Origin of the sequence: Lentzea aerocolonigenes, assembly GCF_000974445.1 — a bacterium.
Taxonomy (GTDB): Bacteria; Actinomycetota; Actinomycetes; order Mycobacteriales; family Pseudonocardiaceae; genus Lentzea; species Lentzea aerocolonigenes.
The window spans coordinates 1-14,895 of the sequence record NZ_BBOJ01000001.1 but is presented as its reverse complement, the minus strand read 5'-3'; the positions used below and the strand labels follow the sequence as shown (position 1 = coordinate 14,895).

Here is a 14,895-nt window from a genome sequence, read left to right as displayed (position 1 = left end):
ATCGACGGAAAAGGGGAGGCGCACGATGAAGAAGACGCTGGTAGGAGTGCTGGCCGTGGCCATGCTGTGCAGCGGAACGGCCATGGCCGCGCCCGGTGACCAGCTCCAGAAGCGGCTCGACGGGCTCGCGAAGGAGTTCCCCGCCGCGCTCGGCACCGTCACCGAGGCGAACGGCAGGGCGGTGCAGTACACGTCCGGCACGGCTGAGCTGGGCAAGCGCGTGCCCGTTCCGCGGAACGGGCAGGTGCGAGCCGGGTCCAACACCAAGGCTTTCGTCGCCACCGTGGTCATGCAGCTCGTCGGGGAGGGGAAGGTCGAGCTCGACAAGCCGATCAACCACTACCTGCCGGGCGCGGTCAAGGACGACCGGATCACCGTGCGGCAGCTGCTCAACCACACCAGCGGGCTCGCGAACTACACGCAGTACCTGGGACTCGACAAGTTCGAGGAGGTGCGGCACCGGTACCTCGAACCGCACGAGTTGCTCGCCGTCGGCGTCGCGCACCCGGTGACCAACGAGCCCGGTGCGAAGTTCAAGTACAGCAACACGAACTACGTGCTGCTGGGGCTGCTGATCCAGAAGGTCACCGGGCGGCCGGTCGCCGAGAACGTCGACCAGCGGATCGTCCGGAAGCTCGGGCTGAAGGACACCTACTGGCCGGGTGTCGGTGACGAGACCATTCGGGGCCGGCACCCGCACGGGTACTCCAGGACCGGCAACGGGATCGAGGACGTCACCGAGCTCGACCCGTCGTGGGGCTGGGCGGCGGGGCAGATCATCTCCACCACCACCGACCTCAACAGCTTCTACCGCGGGCTGTTGAAGGGTGATCTGCTGAAGAAGGCCCAGCTCGACGAGATGCAGAAGACCGTCGACACCGCCGGCGAGATGTGGCCCGGCGTCGAGTACGGGCTCGGCATCGCGAGTTCGCCGCTCACGTGCGGTGGCCGGTACTGGGGGCACGGCGGCGACATCCACGGGTTCGAGACGCGTGGTGGTGTGGCGCCCAACGGCAAGGCGTTCTCCGTCGCGGTGACGGCCCTTCCCGGCACGTTCCAGGACACGCCGGAGGAAGCGGCGAAGGCGCACGACGAGATCCTGTCCACTGTGGACAGGGCGCTCTGCGAGAAGTGAGGTCAGCGGGCGTACCGGAGCACCCAGAGCATGTCCTGCTCGGTGACCGGTCCGTCCGCCACACACGCCATCAGCCAGTCCGTCAACGAGTCCGGATCGATGCCCGCCCCGATCAGCACCAGCTGCGTCGGGGCGGGCTCGACCGGTGTGAACGAGACGTAGGAGCCGACGGTGTGCAGCATGAACGTGCCGCCAGGGAACTGCACGAAACCCTTGGCGCGGAACAACCCCTCGGGGCGCGCGTCCAGGAAGTCCATGAACAGCTTGGGGTGCAACGGATCCGCAGACTCGAACGACACGCTGTCGTAAACTGCGTGCGCGTGCGTCGAGTGGTCCTCCAGGTCGTCGAACGACAGCTGGCGCGGCCCCAGGTCCGGCGGGCGCACCTCGAACAGCAGCGCGGGATCGATTCGCCCGTACGACACGGGGAGCACCGGCACCGAACAGGGAAGCGACGGCAGCGACGAGACCCTGTCGACCTTGTTCAGCACCACCAGGTCGGCCAGCGAAAGATCACGTGACAGGTCCGGCACGGCCTCGAACTCCACCGCGTCGACCACGTAGATCAAGCCGCCGTACGTCACCCCCGGCGCCTGGAGCACCATCCTGACCAGCGTCGACGGCTCGGCCAGGCCGGACGCCTCGATCACGATGACGTCCAGGTCGGCCGCGGCCAGCTTCGACAGCATGGAGTCCAGCTCGGTGCCGTCGACCGCGCAGCACAGGCAGCCGTTGGACAGCGACACCATCGAGTCGACCTGGGCCGACACCGCGAACGCGTCGATGTTGATCCGCCCGAAGTCGTTCACCACGACGCCGATCCGCGTGCCGCCGGACGTGCGCAGCAGGTGGTTGAGCAGGGTGGTCTTGCCGGAACCGAGAAAGCCGGCGAGCACGACGACGGGGATCACGCCGACCGAGGTTAGCCAATGAACTCGGCGTTGCGCTTCAGCACCTCGTCCACGGTGCCGTCGAACGCCGGCGGGTAGATCACCAGCTCGTCCACGCCGAGGTCCTCGTACTCCTTGATCACCGAGTCCGACAGGGGAACCTGCGCGGACACGCTGATCCGGAACCCGGCCGGCCGGTCGAGAAAACGCGCGAGGTGGCCGCGGATGTCGTCGGGCGTGCCGATGCCGAACCACCCCTGGCCGCGCTTCACCGCTCGCCGGAACGCCGCGGGGCTGTGCCCGCCGACGACCACCCGCACGTTGGACGGCCGCGGATGGGCGTCGACGCCGGAGAACGACACGAACTTGCCGTCGAACGACGGCGACGGCGAGTGCCACAGCTGGTCCATCGCGTCCAGGTACTCGTCGGTCCGCGCGCCCCTGTCCTCGAACGACGCGCCCACCGCGGTCATCTCCGGTTCCAGGTAGCCCGCGCCCACGCCCAGCGTGAACCGCCCGCCGCTCAACAGGTCGAGCGACGCCACCTGCTTCGCGAGCACCAACGGGTTGCGCTGGGGCAGGATCAGGATGCCGGTGGCGAGCTCCAGCCGGGACGTCGAGGCCGCCACGAACCCGAGGTGCGCGATCGGATCCACGATCACGGTGTCCGGTTCGGACGGTGACGGGTCGACCTTGGGCGACGGCAGCACCACGTGATCAGACGCCCACCACGAGTGATAGCCGAGGGACTCCGCCAGCTGAGCGAGTCGTCGCGTTTCGTCCGGTCCGGCGGTGTCGCCGAAGTTCAGCCCCTGCACCCCGATGTCCATGATCCGAACAACTGCCGAGTGACCTCTGTCATTCCCGCGAAAACTCGCGTATCAGTGCAACGGATCACGCCTCCAGAACATCTGAGGGGCAAGAAGGGGGGGCGAGGATGACCGAGTTCGTTGCTGCCGCGCTGGCGTTCCCGACCGTGCTGTTCAGCTTCCTGGTGCTCGTGGTGCTGGCGTACTGGCTCACGGCGGCGCTGATCGGCATGGACCACCTCCACGCCCCGGTGCTGCCGATCTCGATCTCGCTCTTCGTGTTGATCACGTGGTTCGCGGCGCTGGTCGGCACGGTCATGACGCCGGAAGGGAAGCTCCGGTACGTCGTCCTCCTCGGCGCGCTGCTCGTGGGCGCGCTGCTCACCAAGATCCTCCTGATCCCGGTCAGGAACTGGACCAAGCCGGAGAAACCCGCGTCCCGCAACGATTTCGTGGGTCGCACGGCGATCGTGAAGACAGCGCGGGTGACCGAGAACTACGGGCAGGCCGAGGTGACCGCCGACGACGGCGGAACGGCGGTCGTGCAGGTGCGAGCCTCGCAGAGCACCGAACTGAAAGCGGGACAGACCGCGCTGATCTTCGACTACGACGCAGAGGGCGAGTTCTTCTGGGTCGTGGACATCACCACAGGGGGCTGACAAATGGGTGCGATTTCGACGGGCTTGCTCGTGCTGATCGCCGTGATCGTGGTCGTGCTGATCCTCGCGACGATCACGTTGAGCAGGTTGTTCAAGAAGTGCGAACAGGGCAAGGCGCTCATCGTCTCGAAGATGAGAAAGGTCGACGTGACCTTCACCGGCACAGTCGTCCTGCCCGTGCTGCACAGATGCGAGACGATGGACATCTCGGTGAAGACCATCGAGATCCGCAGGGCCGGCAACGAGGGCCTGATCTGCAAGGACAACATCCGCGCGGACATCCGCATCACGTTCTTCGTGCGGGTCAACAAGACCGTCGAGGACGTCATCAAGGTCGCGCAGGCGATCGGCACCGAGCGCGCGAGCCACGAGGCGACGCTGCAGGAGCTGTTCAACGCCAAGTTCTCCGAGGCGCTCAAGACCGTCGGCAAGCAGCTCGACTTCGTGGACCTCTACACCCACCGCGACGAGTTCCGCGACCGGATCGTCCAGGTCATCGGCACCGACCTCAACGGCTACAGCCTCGAGGACGCGGCCATCGACTACCTGGAGCAGACGCCGCTCAAGCAGCTCGACCCGGCGAACATCCTGGACGCGCAGGGCATCCGCAAGATCACCGAGCTGACCGCGATCGAGCACGTCAAGACCAACGAGTTCACCCGCAACGAGGAGAAGGAGATCACGCGCCAGAACGTCAGCGCGCGTGAGGCGATCCTGGAGCTCGAACGTCGTCAGGCGGACGCGGAGATCAGGCAGAAGCGCGAGATCGAGACGGCCCGCGCGCAGCAGGAGGCGGAGACCCAGAAGGTGCAGGCCGAGGAACGCCTCAAGGCCAACACCGCGTTCATCCGCACCGAGGAGCAGCTCGGCATCCAGTCCGAGAACAAGGCCCGCGAGATCGCCGTCGCCGAGAAGAACCGCGAGCGCGTGATCGCCGTCGAGACCGAGCGCATCGAGAAGGACCGCATGCTGGAGGTCATCGCGCGCGAACGCGAGACCGCGCTGCGCATGATCGAGAAGGACAAGGAGCTCGAGCACGAGCGCCGCGCCATCGCCGACCTGGTGCGCGAGCGGGTCGCGGTCGAGAAGACCGTGGCCGAGCAGGAGGAGAACATCAAGCGCCTGCGTGCGGTCGAGTCGGCCGAACGCGACCGCCAACAGATCGTGATCATGGCCGAGGCCGAGGCGCAGCAGTCGCTGGTCAAGGACATCAAGGCCGCGGAGGCCGCGGAACAGGCCGCGCAGCACAAGGCCCGCGAGGTCGTCGTGCTCGCCGAGTCGCGCCAGCAGGCCGCGGACCTCGACGCCCGTGCCAAGATCCGCCTCGCCGAGGGCATCCAGGCCGAGACCGCCGCGGCCGGCCTCGCGAACGTCCAGGTCAAGGAACGCGACGCCGAGGCCATCGAGAAGGTCGGCCGCGCCGAGGCCGTGGTGGACCGCGAGAAGGCCCTGGCCGACGCCGAGGGCATCAAGGAACGCCTCAAGGGCGAAGCGGAAGGCTTGTCGCACAAGGCAGAGGCCATGGCCGCGCTCGACACCGCCACCCGCGAGCACGAGGAGTACCGCCTGCGTCTCGAGGCCGAGAAGGAGATCCGGCTCAAGGGCATCGACGTGCAGCGCCAGGTCGCCGAGGCCCAGGCCGTGGTCCTCGCGGCCGGCCTGGAGAAGGCCGACATCGACATCGTCGGTGGCGACACGATGTTCTTCGACAAGATCGCGAACGCGATCACCGCGGGCAAGCAGGTCGACAGCTTCGTCGGCCACTCCGACGTCGTGCAGGCGTTGGGCGCCAAGTGGATGGACGGGACCTCGAACTTCCCGGAGGACCTGACCAAGATCCTCAGCTCGTTCACGACGGGTGACGCGCAGAACATCGCCGCGGCGATCGCGCTGACCCAGATGGCCAAGAACAACGGCCAGAACGCATGACGGTGTCCACACCTTCTGGACTGGACGCCGGAACCTACGAGGTGCTGCGGGCCCGGCTGGCCGAACAGGCCGCCGGGCTCGCCCGGAGCACGGAAGCGCTGAACGCCCAGCGCGTCGAGACGTTCGGCAGCACCGCGCTCGAACTCCTCGCCACCGAACGGATCCGTACCGAGAACAACTGCGTGCCGCGGGACATCGTCGCTCTCGGCGAGCAGATGTTGTTCGGTTACAACGTGTTCATGGGTCTCAAGCCCGAGACGACGGTCAGCGACGTCTTCGCGGTGCACGGCAGGGACTTCACCGCGGTCGAGGCGGACTTCCTGCAGGACCCCAGGTTCCGCAACGACTTCGCCGAGCTCTACCGCTACTACCGCGAGACGCGGCTGCTCCAGCTGCGGACCGTCGAGTCACGGCTGCTCGCGGTGTTCCAGACCGGCGCGCGGATCGAGGACATCCGCGTCCTGCGCTGGGACATCGCGGTCGACGGCACCGTCACCTACCTCGACAACCGCGGCGACCGCGACCACGTGTTCCCGCCCTCGCACGACGTCACGTGGGTCGAGACGACCCGTGAGCAGCACGTGCTCGGCCGGCACCCGCACATCGCGATCGAGAACGAGGTCTTCGTCGAGACGGTCGGCGGCACGCTGACCGTCAAGATCGAGAACAACACCGAGGTCGGCGAGGGCGTCTACGACGAGCCCGTCGACGAGCCGTTGCAGAGCCTCGCGGACGCCGACGTGCACTACGCCCGCGTCGGCCCGTTGATCCTGCTCAGGATCCGCCCGTACAACGAGACGGCCTTCCGGCACCTCGTCTTCAACACCCGCACCAAGGCGGTGGTGAGGCTCGACGGCATCGGCCAGGCCTGCCAACGGCTTCCGGAGGACCAGGGAATCATCTTCCCCGGCGGCTACTACCTGGTCACGGGCGCGGACAAGACGTTCGACGTCGACACCGACGACCTGGAGTTCGAGCGGGTCGTCAAATCGGCGAACGGCGAGGACGTGCTGTTCGTCTACCACGCCCGCCGTGAGGGCCGCAGCCTGCTGTTGCCCTACAACGTGATCCGCAAGGAAGTCGCGACGCCGATCACCTGCCACGGCTACTGCCTCTTCGCCGACGGCACGCTGGTGGTCTTCCGCGAGACCGGCTCCGACCCCGTGCGGGTGCACCCGATGCAGGTCTGGCGCACGCCGTTCGTGCAGGACGAGGTGCTGCCCGAGCAGGCGGGCCCGCTCGCCCGCATCGGCAACGCCGAACTGGTCCGCGGCATCTCGGACTGCCTGTCCATCACCAGGATGAGCGCCGAGATGACCCCGAGCGCGCCGGTGTTCGAGGGCCTGATCGCGCTGTGCACCAGGGTGGTCGACGGTGTCCACTGGCTCGACGAGCTGGGGCTCAAGCAGGACGTCCTGGCCGTCCGCGCCACCGCCGAGCAGGTGCTGGACGAGTTCGAGGCCGTCCGCACGCTCACCGAGCACGCCGCGGGGCAGCTCCGCACCGCCTCCGAGAAGCTCGCCTCGCTCGTCAGGCTCGCCAGGTCCGCCGCGCCGCGCAGTGCCGACGAGTGGGTGCGGCTGCTCGCCGACCTGCGGTCCGCGCAGGGCCGGTTGATCACCCTCAAGGACCTGAAGTACGTCGACCTCGAAGAGATCGACCGGCGTGAGGCCGAACTCGTCGAGGAGCTGGGCGCGTCCGCACGGCGGGCTGTCGCGTTCCTCAGTGGTGAGGGCGCGTTCGCCCAGTACCACGAGGAGATCGAGCAGATCGCGGCCGCGGAGCTCAAGACCGCGGCCGAGGCCAAGCCGCTCAAGGAACGGCTGGAGCAGCAGCAGGCGGGCCTGGAGGTGCTGACCGAGGTCGTCAGCACGCTCGACGCCGCCGACACCACGACCCGCACGCAGATCCTGGCGAGCATCGGCGAGGTGCTGGCCGCGGTCAACCGCGCACGGGCCACTGTGGACGGTCGCCGTGCCCAGCTCGCCAACGCCGAGGGCCGTGCCGAGTTCGCCGCGGAGTTCGCGCTGCTCGGCCAGGCCATCACCGGCGCGCTGTCCGTCGCGGACACCCCGCAGCGCTGCGACGACCAGCTCGGGCGACTCCTCCTCCAACTGGAGAACCTGGAGTCGCGGTTCGGCGAGTTCGACGACTTCCTAGTCCAGGTCGGCGCCAAGCGCACGGACGTCTACGAAGCCTTCTCCGCGCGCAAGCAGACGTTGCTCGACGAACGGGCGCGCAAGGCCGACCGGCTCGTGCAGTCCGCCGAACGGGTGCTGGGTACGATCCGCCGTCGCCTCGGCAAGCTCACCTCGACCGACGAGATCAACACCTACTTCGCCGGCGACCCCATGGTCGCCAAGGTCCGCAACGTCGCCGAGGAGCTCAGAAACCTCGGTGACGTGCGGGCCGACGAGCTCGACGCGAGTCTGCGCGATGCCCGGCAAGAGGGAGGCCGGGCACTGCGCGACCGGGCCGATCTGTACGACGGCGCGTCGATCGTGCTCGGTCGTCACCGCTTCCCGGTGACGACCGAGCCGATGAACCTCACGCTCGTGCCGCGCGACGGCAGCGTGTTCTACGCCGTGACCGGCACCGACTACCGCAGCGAGGTCAGGGATCCGGAGTTCGCCGGCACCAGGGCGTTCTGGGACCAGCTGCTGGTGAGCGAGACCCAGGACGTCTACCGGTCGGAGCACCTCGCCGGCTGCCTGCTCGCCGAAGGCCGCATGGACGTCACGAACGCCGCCGCGGAACGGTACGACGAGGGCTACGAGAAGGGCGTCCACGACCACGACGCCGAGAAGATCCTTGCTGTCCTGCAACGACTTCACGCCGACGCCGAACTGCTGAGGTACCCGCCGGCCACCCGCGCTCGAGCGCAGATCTTCTGGTCGGAACAACCGGAAGACCAGCGGGCGGTGTGGTCGCGCAAGGCCGAGTCGCTGGCCCGTGCCCGCACGATCTTCGGTGGCACGCACGGAATTCGTGAGCTGACGAAGCAGTTCGGTATCGACGAGCTGGCGGCGGAGTACCTGTTCGAGGAACTCGCCTGCGAGCCCAGGGGATTCGTCACCAGCAAGGCCGCCCGCACGGTGATCGACAGGTTCCGCGCCGTGGTCACCGAGGAACTGCACGACCGCGACCTCATCGAGGCGTGGCTGCACGCGTTCCTCGGCGACGAGGACTGCCCCGAGTTTCCCGAGGTCGTCGCGGTCCTGCTGACCGACCTGCCGCGTTACGACTCCAGCGCGGCGCTGAGCGAGACCGTCACCGGCCTGCTCGGCACGCACCCGCGCGTGAGCAACCAGTCGATGGAGCTGCGTCTGGACGAAACCCTCACCAGGCTCAGGACGTTCACGACCGAGCGGGTGCCCGCGTTCCGCGCCTACCTGCGCCGGCGCGACGAGCTGCTCGCCGAGGAACGCCGCAGGCTCAGGCTCGACGACTACCGGCCCGCGGTGCTGAACACGTTCGTGCGCAACAGGTTGCTCAACGAGGTGTACCTGCCGTTGATCGGCGACAACCTCGCCAAGCAGCTCAACGACGGCACCGGCCTGCTGATGCTGATCTCCCCGCCCGGCTACGGCAAGACGACGCTCATGGAGTACGTCGCGAACCGGCTGGGCATGGTGTTCGTCAAGGTCAACGGCCCGGCGCTGGGCAACGGCGTCACCTCGCTCGACCCGGAGGAGGCACCGAATGCCACCGCACGCCAAGAGGTCGAACGCATCAACTTCGCGTTCGCCCTGGGCAGCAACGTTCTGCTGCACCTCGACGACATCCAGCACACATCACCTGAGCTGCTGCAGAAGTTCATCTCGCTGTGCGATGCACAACGACGCGTTGACGGCGTGTGGGACGGTGAGACACGCACGTTCGACCTGCGGGGCAAGCGCTTCGCGGTGTCGATGGCGGGCAACCCGTACACCGAGACCGGGCGCGCGTTCCGCGTTCCCGACATGCTCGCGAACCGCGCGGACGTGTGGAACCTCGGTGACGTGCTGTCCGGGCGCGATGCCCTCTTCGCGTTGAGCTACCTGGAGAACGCGTCCGGTTCGAACCCGACCCTGAACGGCGTCGACGTGGAACCGTTGGTGCGCCTCGCGAACGGCGAGAGCGTCCGGCACGAGTACGAGACCGTCGAGCTGGAACGGATGCTGTCCGTGGTCCGCAAGCTGCAACGGGTCCAGCAGGTCGTGCTGAAGGTCAACCAGGCCTACATCGCGTCCGCCGCGGACCCGTCTGGGGAACCGTTCCTGCTGCAGGGCAGCTACCGCAACATGAACCGGATGGCCGCGAGGATCGTGCCGGCGATGAACGACGACGAGGTGGAGGCGTTGATCGACGACCACTACCTGGGCGAGGCGCAGCTGCTCGGCGGGCTCGCCGAGGCGAACCTCAGGAAGCTGCGGGAGCTGAAGACCCGCTAGTGGCAGTCCAGTTCCTCGAAGCCGAGGGCGCGGAGGTCGATCGGCTGCGACTTCTGCTGCTCCTTCAGCAGCTTGCAGAAGTCCTTGGTGTCGTCGAGAGGCCACTCCAGGCAGCGCTCCAGGTCGATGACGCCCAGGTAGTCGTGGTCACAGCGCAGGAAGTCGAACAGGTTCGGTGGTAACTGCTGGGGAGGAGGCGGCGGGACCGGCGGCTTGTGCCGCGGTGGCGGCTTGACACCGCCGGGTTGCCGCGGTGGTGGCGGAGGGGGAGGCGGAGGTCGCAGCTCGGGGGCGACGGCCGAGACGGCCGTGGTGGCGGTCGCGGTGATGACCTCGGGCGGACGAGGTGGCGGTGCCACCAGCCGGATGTCCACCGGTCTGTCCGGAGGCGTCGCGAGCAGCCCTGTGAGCAGGGCCGCACCCATCACCGCCACCGCGGCTGTCAGGTAGCCGCGGCGTCTGACACCAGTCATCGCTTCTGCTCCCCAGGTTCCGCCTGCCCGGTAGCCGCCGTCCCCGTGGAATCGTTTCGCCCGCTAACGGTGTTACTCGCGGGCCTCATCCTGTCTTGTCTGGCCCCGCACCGGTCAGCGAGATGCGCAGAACGACCCGCTGCTCGCGTTGCATGGCGGCCCGGTAGTCGTCCCAGTTGTCGTGCTCTCCGGAGATCGTCCGGTAGTACTCGACCAGCAGATCCATCGCTTCCGGCAACGGCACGACCGTCGCGGTGCCGGTGATCTGGATCCACCGGCCGAAGAAGCTGTCCGGCAGCACGCACAGCCAGACGTTCGGATCACGCTGGACCTGCTTCGTCTTGTACGCCGTCGCTCGGGTGGAGACGAGCGCGTCGCCGTTGTCGTCCAACGCGACGAGCACCGGCGACATCGACGGCGTGCCGTCCGACTTCATGGCGCAGAACACCGCGCGGTGCTGACTGCGGAGCACTTCCCGTGCCTGGTCGAGGTCCATGGTCTTCATCCTGGCGAGGCGGGACGATGTCCGCATGCCCGATCCGAACTCCGTCAGCTGGCAGATGCACGCCGACCCGACGATGTGGATCGCCGGGATCGCGAGCCTCTACCTGCAGGCACTGCACCCCAAGGCCGTCGCAGGTGTGGTGCAGAACTCGAACTTCCAGGCAGATCCGCTGGGCAGGCTGAAGCGAACGGCGGACTTCGTCGGTCTGGGTGTCTACGGCACCGACGAGGAGATCGCGCAGGCCTCGGCACGGGTGCGGGCCACGCACCGCAGCCTGCGCGGGGTCGTCGACGGCAGGACGTTCCGCGTCGACGAGCCCGAGCTGCTGCTGTGGGTGCACTGCTCGGAGGTCTACTGCTTCGAGACGGTTCTCGACCGTGCGGGTTATGGGTTGACGAACCGGCAGAAGGACCGGTACTACGCAGAGCAGCGTTTCGCGGCCACTCTGGTCGGTCTGCACGAGGACGAGGTCCCGGGATCGCGCCGCGAGATGGAGGACTACTTCGATCGGATGCGTCCGGAGCTGCGCCGGACAGCTGATTCCGACGTGATCTACGACTTCTTGCACGGTCCGCCCGTGCAAGGTTGGACCCGCCACGGACTCCCGCTCTACCGGGTTCTGGTGGGCCACCTGGCGTATTCGGTGCTACCCGATTGGGCGCTCGAACTGCACGGCCGCGAGCCGTACGCGCGAGCCGATCTGTGGTTGCGAATGATGCGCCGAGCTGCGCTTTTGGTGCCTGGCAAGATCAGGAGGCTCGCTCCGCCCGGTCACCTCAGGCGTGCGATCGAACGACACGGCCGGCATGTGACACCGAGCCGATCGCGGCTGCCGTAGTTGTCACACATCACAGTTGATCATCGCCGCAGGTACGTAGCATTGCTCACGACTCCACACCACCCCCTGGAAGGCCTGTCGTGATCCGTCGTGCTGCGCTCATCACTGCCGTAGCGGTGCTCGCCACCGCCTGTGGGAGCGGTGACACGAGCACAGTCATCGGACGTGCCGACACCGGGAAGCTGACCATCGGCATCCGCTACGACCAGCCGGGCCTGAGCCAGCGGCGGCTCGACGGCCGGTACGTCGGCTTCGACGTCGACGTGGCCAGGTACGTGGCGAACGAGCTCGGCGTGCAGGAAAGCGGTATCACGTTCAAGGAGGCGCGCGGCGCCGCCCGCGAGTCGATGCTGCAGAACGGCGAGGCCGACCTGATCATCGCCTCGTACTCGATCACGGACGCCCGCAAGGAGAAGGTCGCCTTCGCCGGCCCGTACTTCGAGACGGGCCAGGGCATGCTGGTCCGCTTCACCGAGCAGTCCATCCAGGGTCCGGAGACCCTGAACGGCCGCAAGCTGTGCTCGGTCAAGGGATCCACGTCCGCGCAGAAGGTGAAGACGGACTACGCCCAGGGCGTGCAGATCGTCGAGTACGGCCAGTACTCCGACTGCGTGATCGCCCTGATGGCGGGCAACGTCGACGCCGTCACCACCGACGAGGTCATCCTCGCCGGGTTCGCCGCCGAGAACCCCGAGCTGCTCAAGCTCGTCGGCAAGACGTTCTCCAAGGAGCGCTATGGGATCGGCGTGCCGAAGGGTGACGCCAAGTCGCGGGACGCCGTGAACGAGGCCATCGAGAAGATGATCTCGAGCGGTGAGTGGAAGCGGGCCCTCGAACGCAACGTCGGTCCGTCGGGTTACGAGATCCCGCAGCCACCCCAGATCACCGAGAAGAGCTAGTTCCAATGCCGTGTAGTTAGCGGCGTTGGCTGGCTGTCAAGGCGGCTGAAACGAGGCAACGGAGTTCCTGCTAGAACAGCGTCGACCAAGATCGCTATCCGCAGAGAACTCCGTTGCACACACAGTCTGTCATTACCCGTGAAGTCGTTGTGGCCCAGGGGCCGTTCGCGCCTGGGCACGTGGGCGAGCTGACCCAGGCGGTGCCGTTCGACATGGTCGACGAGGCGCTCGCCGAGACCCGCGCGGTCCAGTCCCGTGTCCGGGACCTGCCCTCGCGTGTGGTGGTGTACCTGCTGCTGGCCGCCTGCCTGTTTCCCGAACTCGGCTATCCCGGCGTGTGGCGCAAGCTCACCGCGTCCCTGGACGGTCTCAGCCCCGCCACGCCGACCGCGAGCGCGTTGCATCAGGCACGCCGCCGCCTCGGCCCAGCACCACTGAAGTGGCTGTTCGACCTGTTGCGCGGCCCCTCGCCCACACCGGTCCGCTGGCGCGGGCTGCTCGTCTGCGCTGTCGACGGCACCATGCTCACCGTCGCGGACAGCCCGGCGAACCTGAGCGTCTACACCAAACACCGCTGCAACAACGGCGGCTCCGGCTACCCGCAGATCCGGCTTCTCGCACTGGTCGCCTGCGGCACCCGCACCCTCATCGACGCCGTGTTCGGCCCCACCGACGCCGGTGAGACCACCTACGCCCCACGACTGGCCCGCTCCCTGCGCGAGGGGATGATCGTGCTGCTCGACCACGGCCTCGTCGGCCGCGACCTGATCAGCGGCTTCGCCGCGACCGGCGCCGAGGTCCTGGTGCGCTACACCGACCGCCGCAACTTCCCCGTCCTGGCCCGCTACCCGGACGGCTCCTACCTGTCCACGCTGGGATCCAGACGAGTCCGCGTGATCGACGCCGAGATCACCATCACCACCAGCACCGGCCGTCACACCGGCCTCTACCGGCTGGTCACCACACTGCTCGACCACCACCGCCATCCAGCCGGCCAGCTGGTCACCCTCTACCACCAGCGATGGGAGATCGAGACCGCCTTCCTGGAGCTGAAATCGACCATCCTGGGCGGCCGCGTCCTGCGCGCCCGCACCCCGCAGGGCATCACCCAGGAGGTCTACGCCCTGCTGGTCACCTACCAGCTCCTGCGCACCACCATGGCCGACGCCACCGACACCCGCCCCAGCACCGCAGCGGACCGGGCCAGCTTCACCGTCGCCCTGCAGACCGCCCGCGACCAGCTCGTGCTGGCCGCGGGCGTCATCGCCGACACCGTGATCACCCTGGTCGGCACCATCGGCACCCACGTGCTGGCCAACCTCATGCCCGACCGGCGACTACGCACCAGACCACGCGTCGTCAAACGCGCGATCTCCAAATACAACGCCAAAGGCAACGTCGACCGCACCACCTACAAGGCCACCATCAGCATCGACATCGTCGTCCCCGCTGAACCTTGACAGCCCCGACAACCGCCTAACTACACGGCGTTGGAGCTAGAGGGCTTGACCGACCGAAGTCGTGAAGATCGAGGCGAGTTTGGTTGATCAGCTGGGGTTGCTGGTGGTTATGCGGCGAGTCCGGCTTGGTGGGCGAGTTGGTCGACGGCTTTGTCGTAGGCGTCGGCCGCTGTGCGCAACCGGGTCGGCTGGGGGCTGGTGAGCTGGGCGAGACCGGTGCGCAGGAGTCTGTCGTGGGCGCGGGTGAGGAACATCGCGGTGTGCAGGCCGGTGTTGGTGACGCGGTAGCGGTGGGTGTGCGGGATGCGTTCGATTAGTCCGTGGTGCCGCAGCCGGCGTAGGTCGTAGCTGGCTTGGGTGGTGGTCATGGGCTGCGCTGTGCCGAGCAGTTCGCTGGTGGTCTGCCGCAGGTCGCGGTTGGTGAAGCCGTGCAGGTGCAGCCGGAAGACCAGCAGGGTGTGCAGCAGGGCGTGGACGCGTGGGTCGGTGAACCGCAGGCCGGGGATCCGGTCGCCGGCCTGGGTGAGGATCGGGTCGCAGGTGGTGTGGAAGGCGTCGGCTCCGGTGATCGGGTCGTGGCTGAGTCGTTGGACGCGCAGCAGGCGTCGGTTGGCGGAGAAGCCGATCTGCCGCAGTGCGGGCAGGTTGGTCAGCCGTCTGCCGATCTTGAAGTCACGGGTGTTGTTGATGGTGGTCTCGGTGCGCAGCGCCCGGCCGAGCTTGTGGTACTGCTTGATCCGGCTGGCCTTGTAGTCGATGTGCAGGCTGGGCGTCACCCCGTCGGTGAGCACACGGGTGCGGAAGCGGCCGGGCGTGGGCCGCTTGCGGCCATGCTGCACACGCCGGTCGAAGACCAGGCCGACCT

The 14,895-nt window shown here is 67.6% G+C and carries 12 protein-coding genes; 7 read left to right on the top strand and 5 right to left on the bottom strand.

Annotated features, from left to right (window positions below; all coding sequences use genetic code 11):
- Nucleotides 1-25: 25 nt before the first annotated feature.
- Complete coding sequence (locus tag AOM45_RS00060; RefSeq protein ID WP_030471746.1) at nt 26-1,135, top strand: serine hydrolase domain-containing protein; 1,110 nt, start codon at nt 26-28, stop codon at nt 1,133-1,135.
- 2 nt (nt 1,136-1,137) lie between these two features.
- Here the strand turns inward: AOM45_RS00060 and AOM45_RS00055 are convergent, their stop codons facing one another.
- Together AOM45_RS00055 and AOM45_RS00050 are read right to left on the bottom strand one after the other, a co-directional pair.
- Nucleotides 1,138-2,046 (bottom strand): CobW family GTP-binding protein, encoded by a 909-nt coding sequence (locus AOM45_RS00055; protein ID WP_030471747.1) that lies wholly within the window; start codon nt 2,044-2,046, stop codon nt 1,138-1,140.
- A gap of 11 nt (nt 2,047-2,057) precedes the next feature.
- Nucleotides 2,058-2,855, bottom strand: a complete 798-nt coding sequence (locus tag AOM45_RS00050; RefSeq protein WP_030471748.1) for an LLM class F420-dependent oxidoreductase — start codon at nt 2,853-2,855, stop codon at nt 2,058-2,060.
- 107 nt (nt 2,856-2,962) lie between these two features.
- Between AOM45_RS00050 and AOM45_RS00045 the strand changes: the two genes are divergently transcribed.
- The 3 genes from AOM45_RS00045 to AOM45_RS00035 are packed head-to-tail and all read left to right on the top strand — an operon-like array spanning nt 2,963 to nt 9,855.
- Nucleotides 2,963-3,493 carry a hypothetical protein gene (locus AOM45_RS00045; RefSeq protein WP_030471749.1) on the top strand — a complete coding sequence of 177 codons (531 nt, stop codon included), beginning with the start codon at nt 2,963-2,965 and terminating at the stop codon, nt 3,491-3,493.
- A 3-nt stretch (nt 3,494-3,496) separates the two neighbouring features.
- A complete protein-coding gene (locus AOM45_RS00040) occupies nt 3,497-5,422 on the top strand; it encodes a flotillin family protein (RefSeq protein WP_030471750.1) in 1,926 nt (641 codons plus the stop codon).
- The gene (locus tag AOM45_RS00035) at nt 5,419-9,855 is read left to right on the top strand and encodes a DNA repair ATPase (RefSeq protein WP_030471751.1); all 4,437 of its coding nucleotides are present in this window, start codon (nt 5,419-5,421) and stop codon (nt 9,853-9,855) included. Before AOM45_RS00040 ends, AOM45_RS00035 begins: the two co-directional genes overlap by 4 nt.
- Here the strand turns inward: AOM45_RS00035 and AOM45_RS52115 are convergent.
- The gene (locus tag AOM45_RS52115) at nt 9,852-10,328 is read right to left on the bottom strand and encodes a hypothetical protein (protein WP_030471752.1); all 477 of its coding nucleotides are present in this window, start codon (nt 10,326-10,328) and stop codon (nt 9,852-9,854) included. The two genes, AOM45_RS00035 and AOM45_RS52115, sit on opposite strands and share 4 nt — an antisense overlap.
- An 85-nt stretch (nt 10,329-10,413) precedes the next feature.
- A complete protein-coding gene (locus tag AOM45_RS00025) occupies nt 10,414-10,860 on the bottom strand; it encodes a PPOX class F420-dependent oxidoreductase (protein ID WP_236703026.1) in 447 nt (148 codons plus the stop codon).
- Between AOM45_RS00025 and AOM45_RS00020 the strand changes: the two genes are divergently transcribed.
- The 3 genes from AOM45_RS00020 to AOM45_RS00010 all read left to right on the top strand — a co-directional run bounded on the left by AOM45_RS00020 (nt 10,859) and on the right by AOM45_RS00010 (nt 14,030).
- Entirely contained in the window at nt 10,859-11,671 is an 813-nt protein-coding gene (locus AOM45_RS00020; RefSeq protein WP_030471754.1) for an oxygenase MpaB family protein, read from the top strand. The two genes, AOM45_RS00025 and AOM45_RS00020, sit on opposite strands and share 2 nt — an antisense overlap.
- A gap of 83 nt (nt 11,672-11,754) precedes the next feature.
- Nucleotides 11,755-12,570, top strand: coding sequence for a glutamate ABC transporter substrate-binding protein (locus tag AOM45_RS00015; protein WP_030471755.1), 816 nt, complete (start codon nt 11,755-11,757; stop codon nt 12,568-12,570).
- A gap of 179 nt (nt 12,571-12,749) precedes the next feature.
- On the top strand, nt 12,750-14,030 hold the full coding sequence (locus tag AOM45_RS00010; protein WP_236703025.1) for an IS4 family transposase: 1,281 nt from the start codon (nt 12,750-12,752) through the stop codon (nt 14,028-14,030).
- A gap of 107 nt (nt 14,031-14,137) precedes the next feature.
- Here the strand turns inward: AOM45_RS00010 and AOM45_RS51635 are convergent.
- Nucleotides 14,138-14,895: hypothetical protein (locus AOM45_RS51635; protein WP_201779869.1), on the bottom strand; the 758-nt coding region annotated here is incomplete at its 5' end.

Coding starts and splice junctions, on each gene's coding strand:
- AOM45_RS00060 (WP_030471746.1), top strand. CDS start 26: ATGAAGAAGACGCTGGTAGGAGTGCTGGCCGTGGCCATGCTGTGCAGC.
- AOM45_RS00050 (WP_030471748.1), bottom strand. CDS start 2,855: ATGGACATCGGGGTGCAGGGGCTGAACTTCGGCGACACCGCCGGACCG.
- AOM45_RS00045 (WP_030471749.1), top strand. CDS start 2,963: ATGACCGAGTTCGTTGCTGCCGCGCTGGCGTTCCCGACCGTGCTGTTC.
- AOM45_RS00040 (WP_030471750.1), top strand. CDS start 3,497: ATGGGTGCGATTTCGACGGGCTTGCTCGTGCTGATCGCCGTGATCGTG.
- AOM45_RS00035 (WP_030471751.1), top strand. CDS start 5,419: ATGACGGTGTCCACACCTTCTGGACTGGACGCCGGAACCTACGAGGTG.
- AOM45_RS52115 (WP_030471752.1), bottom strand. CDS start 10,328: ATGACTGGTGTCAGACGCCGCGGCTACCTGACAGCCGCGGTGGCGGTG.
- AOM45_RS00020 (WP_030471754.1), top strand. CDS start 10,859: ATGCCCGATCCGAACTCCGTCAGCTGGCAGATGCACGCCGACCCGACG.
- AOM45_RS00025 (WP_236703026.1), bottom strand. CDS start 10,860: ATGCGGACATCGTCCCGCCTCGCCAGGATGAAGACCATGGACCTCGAC.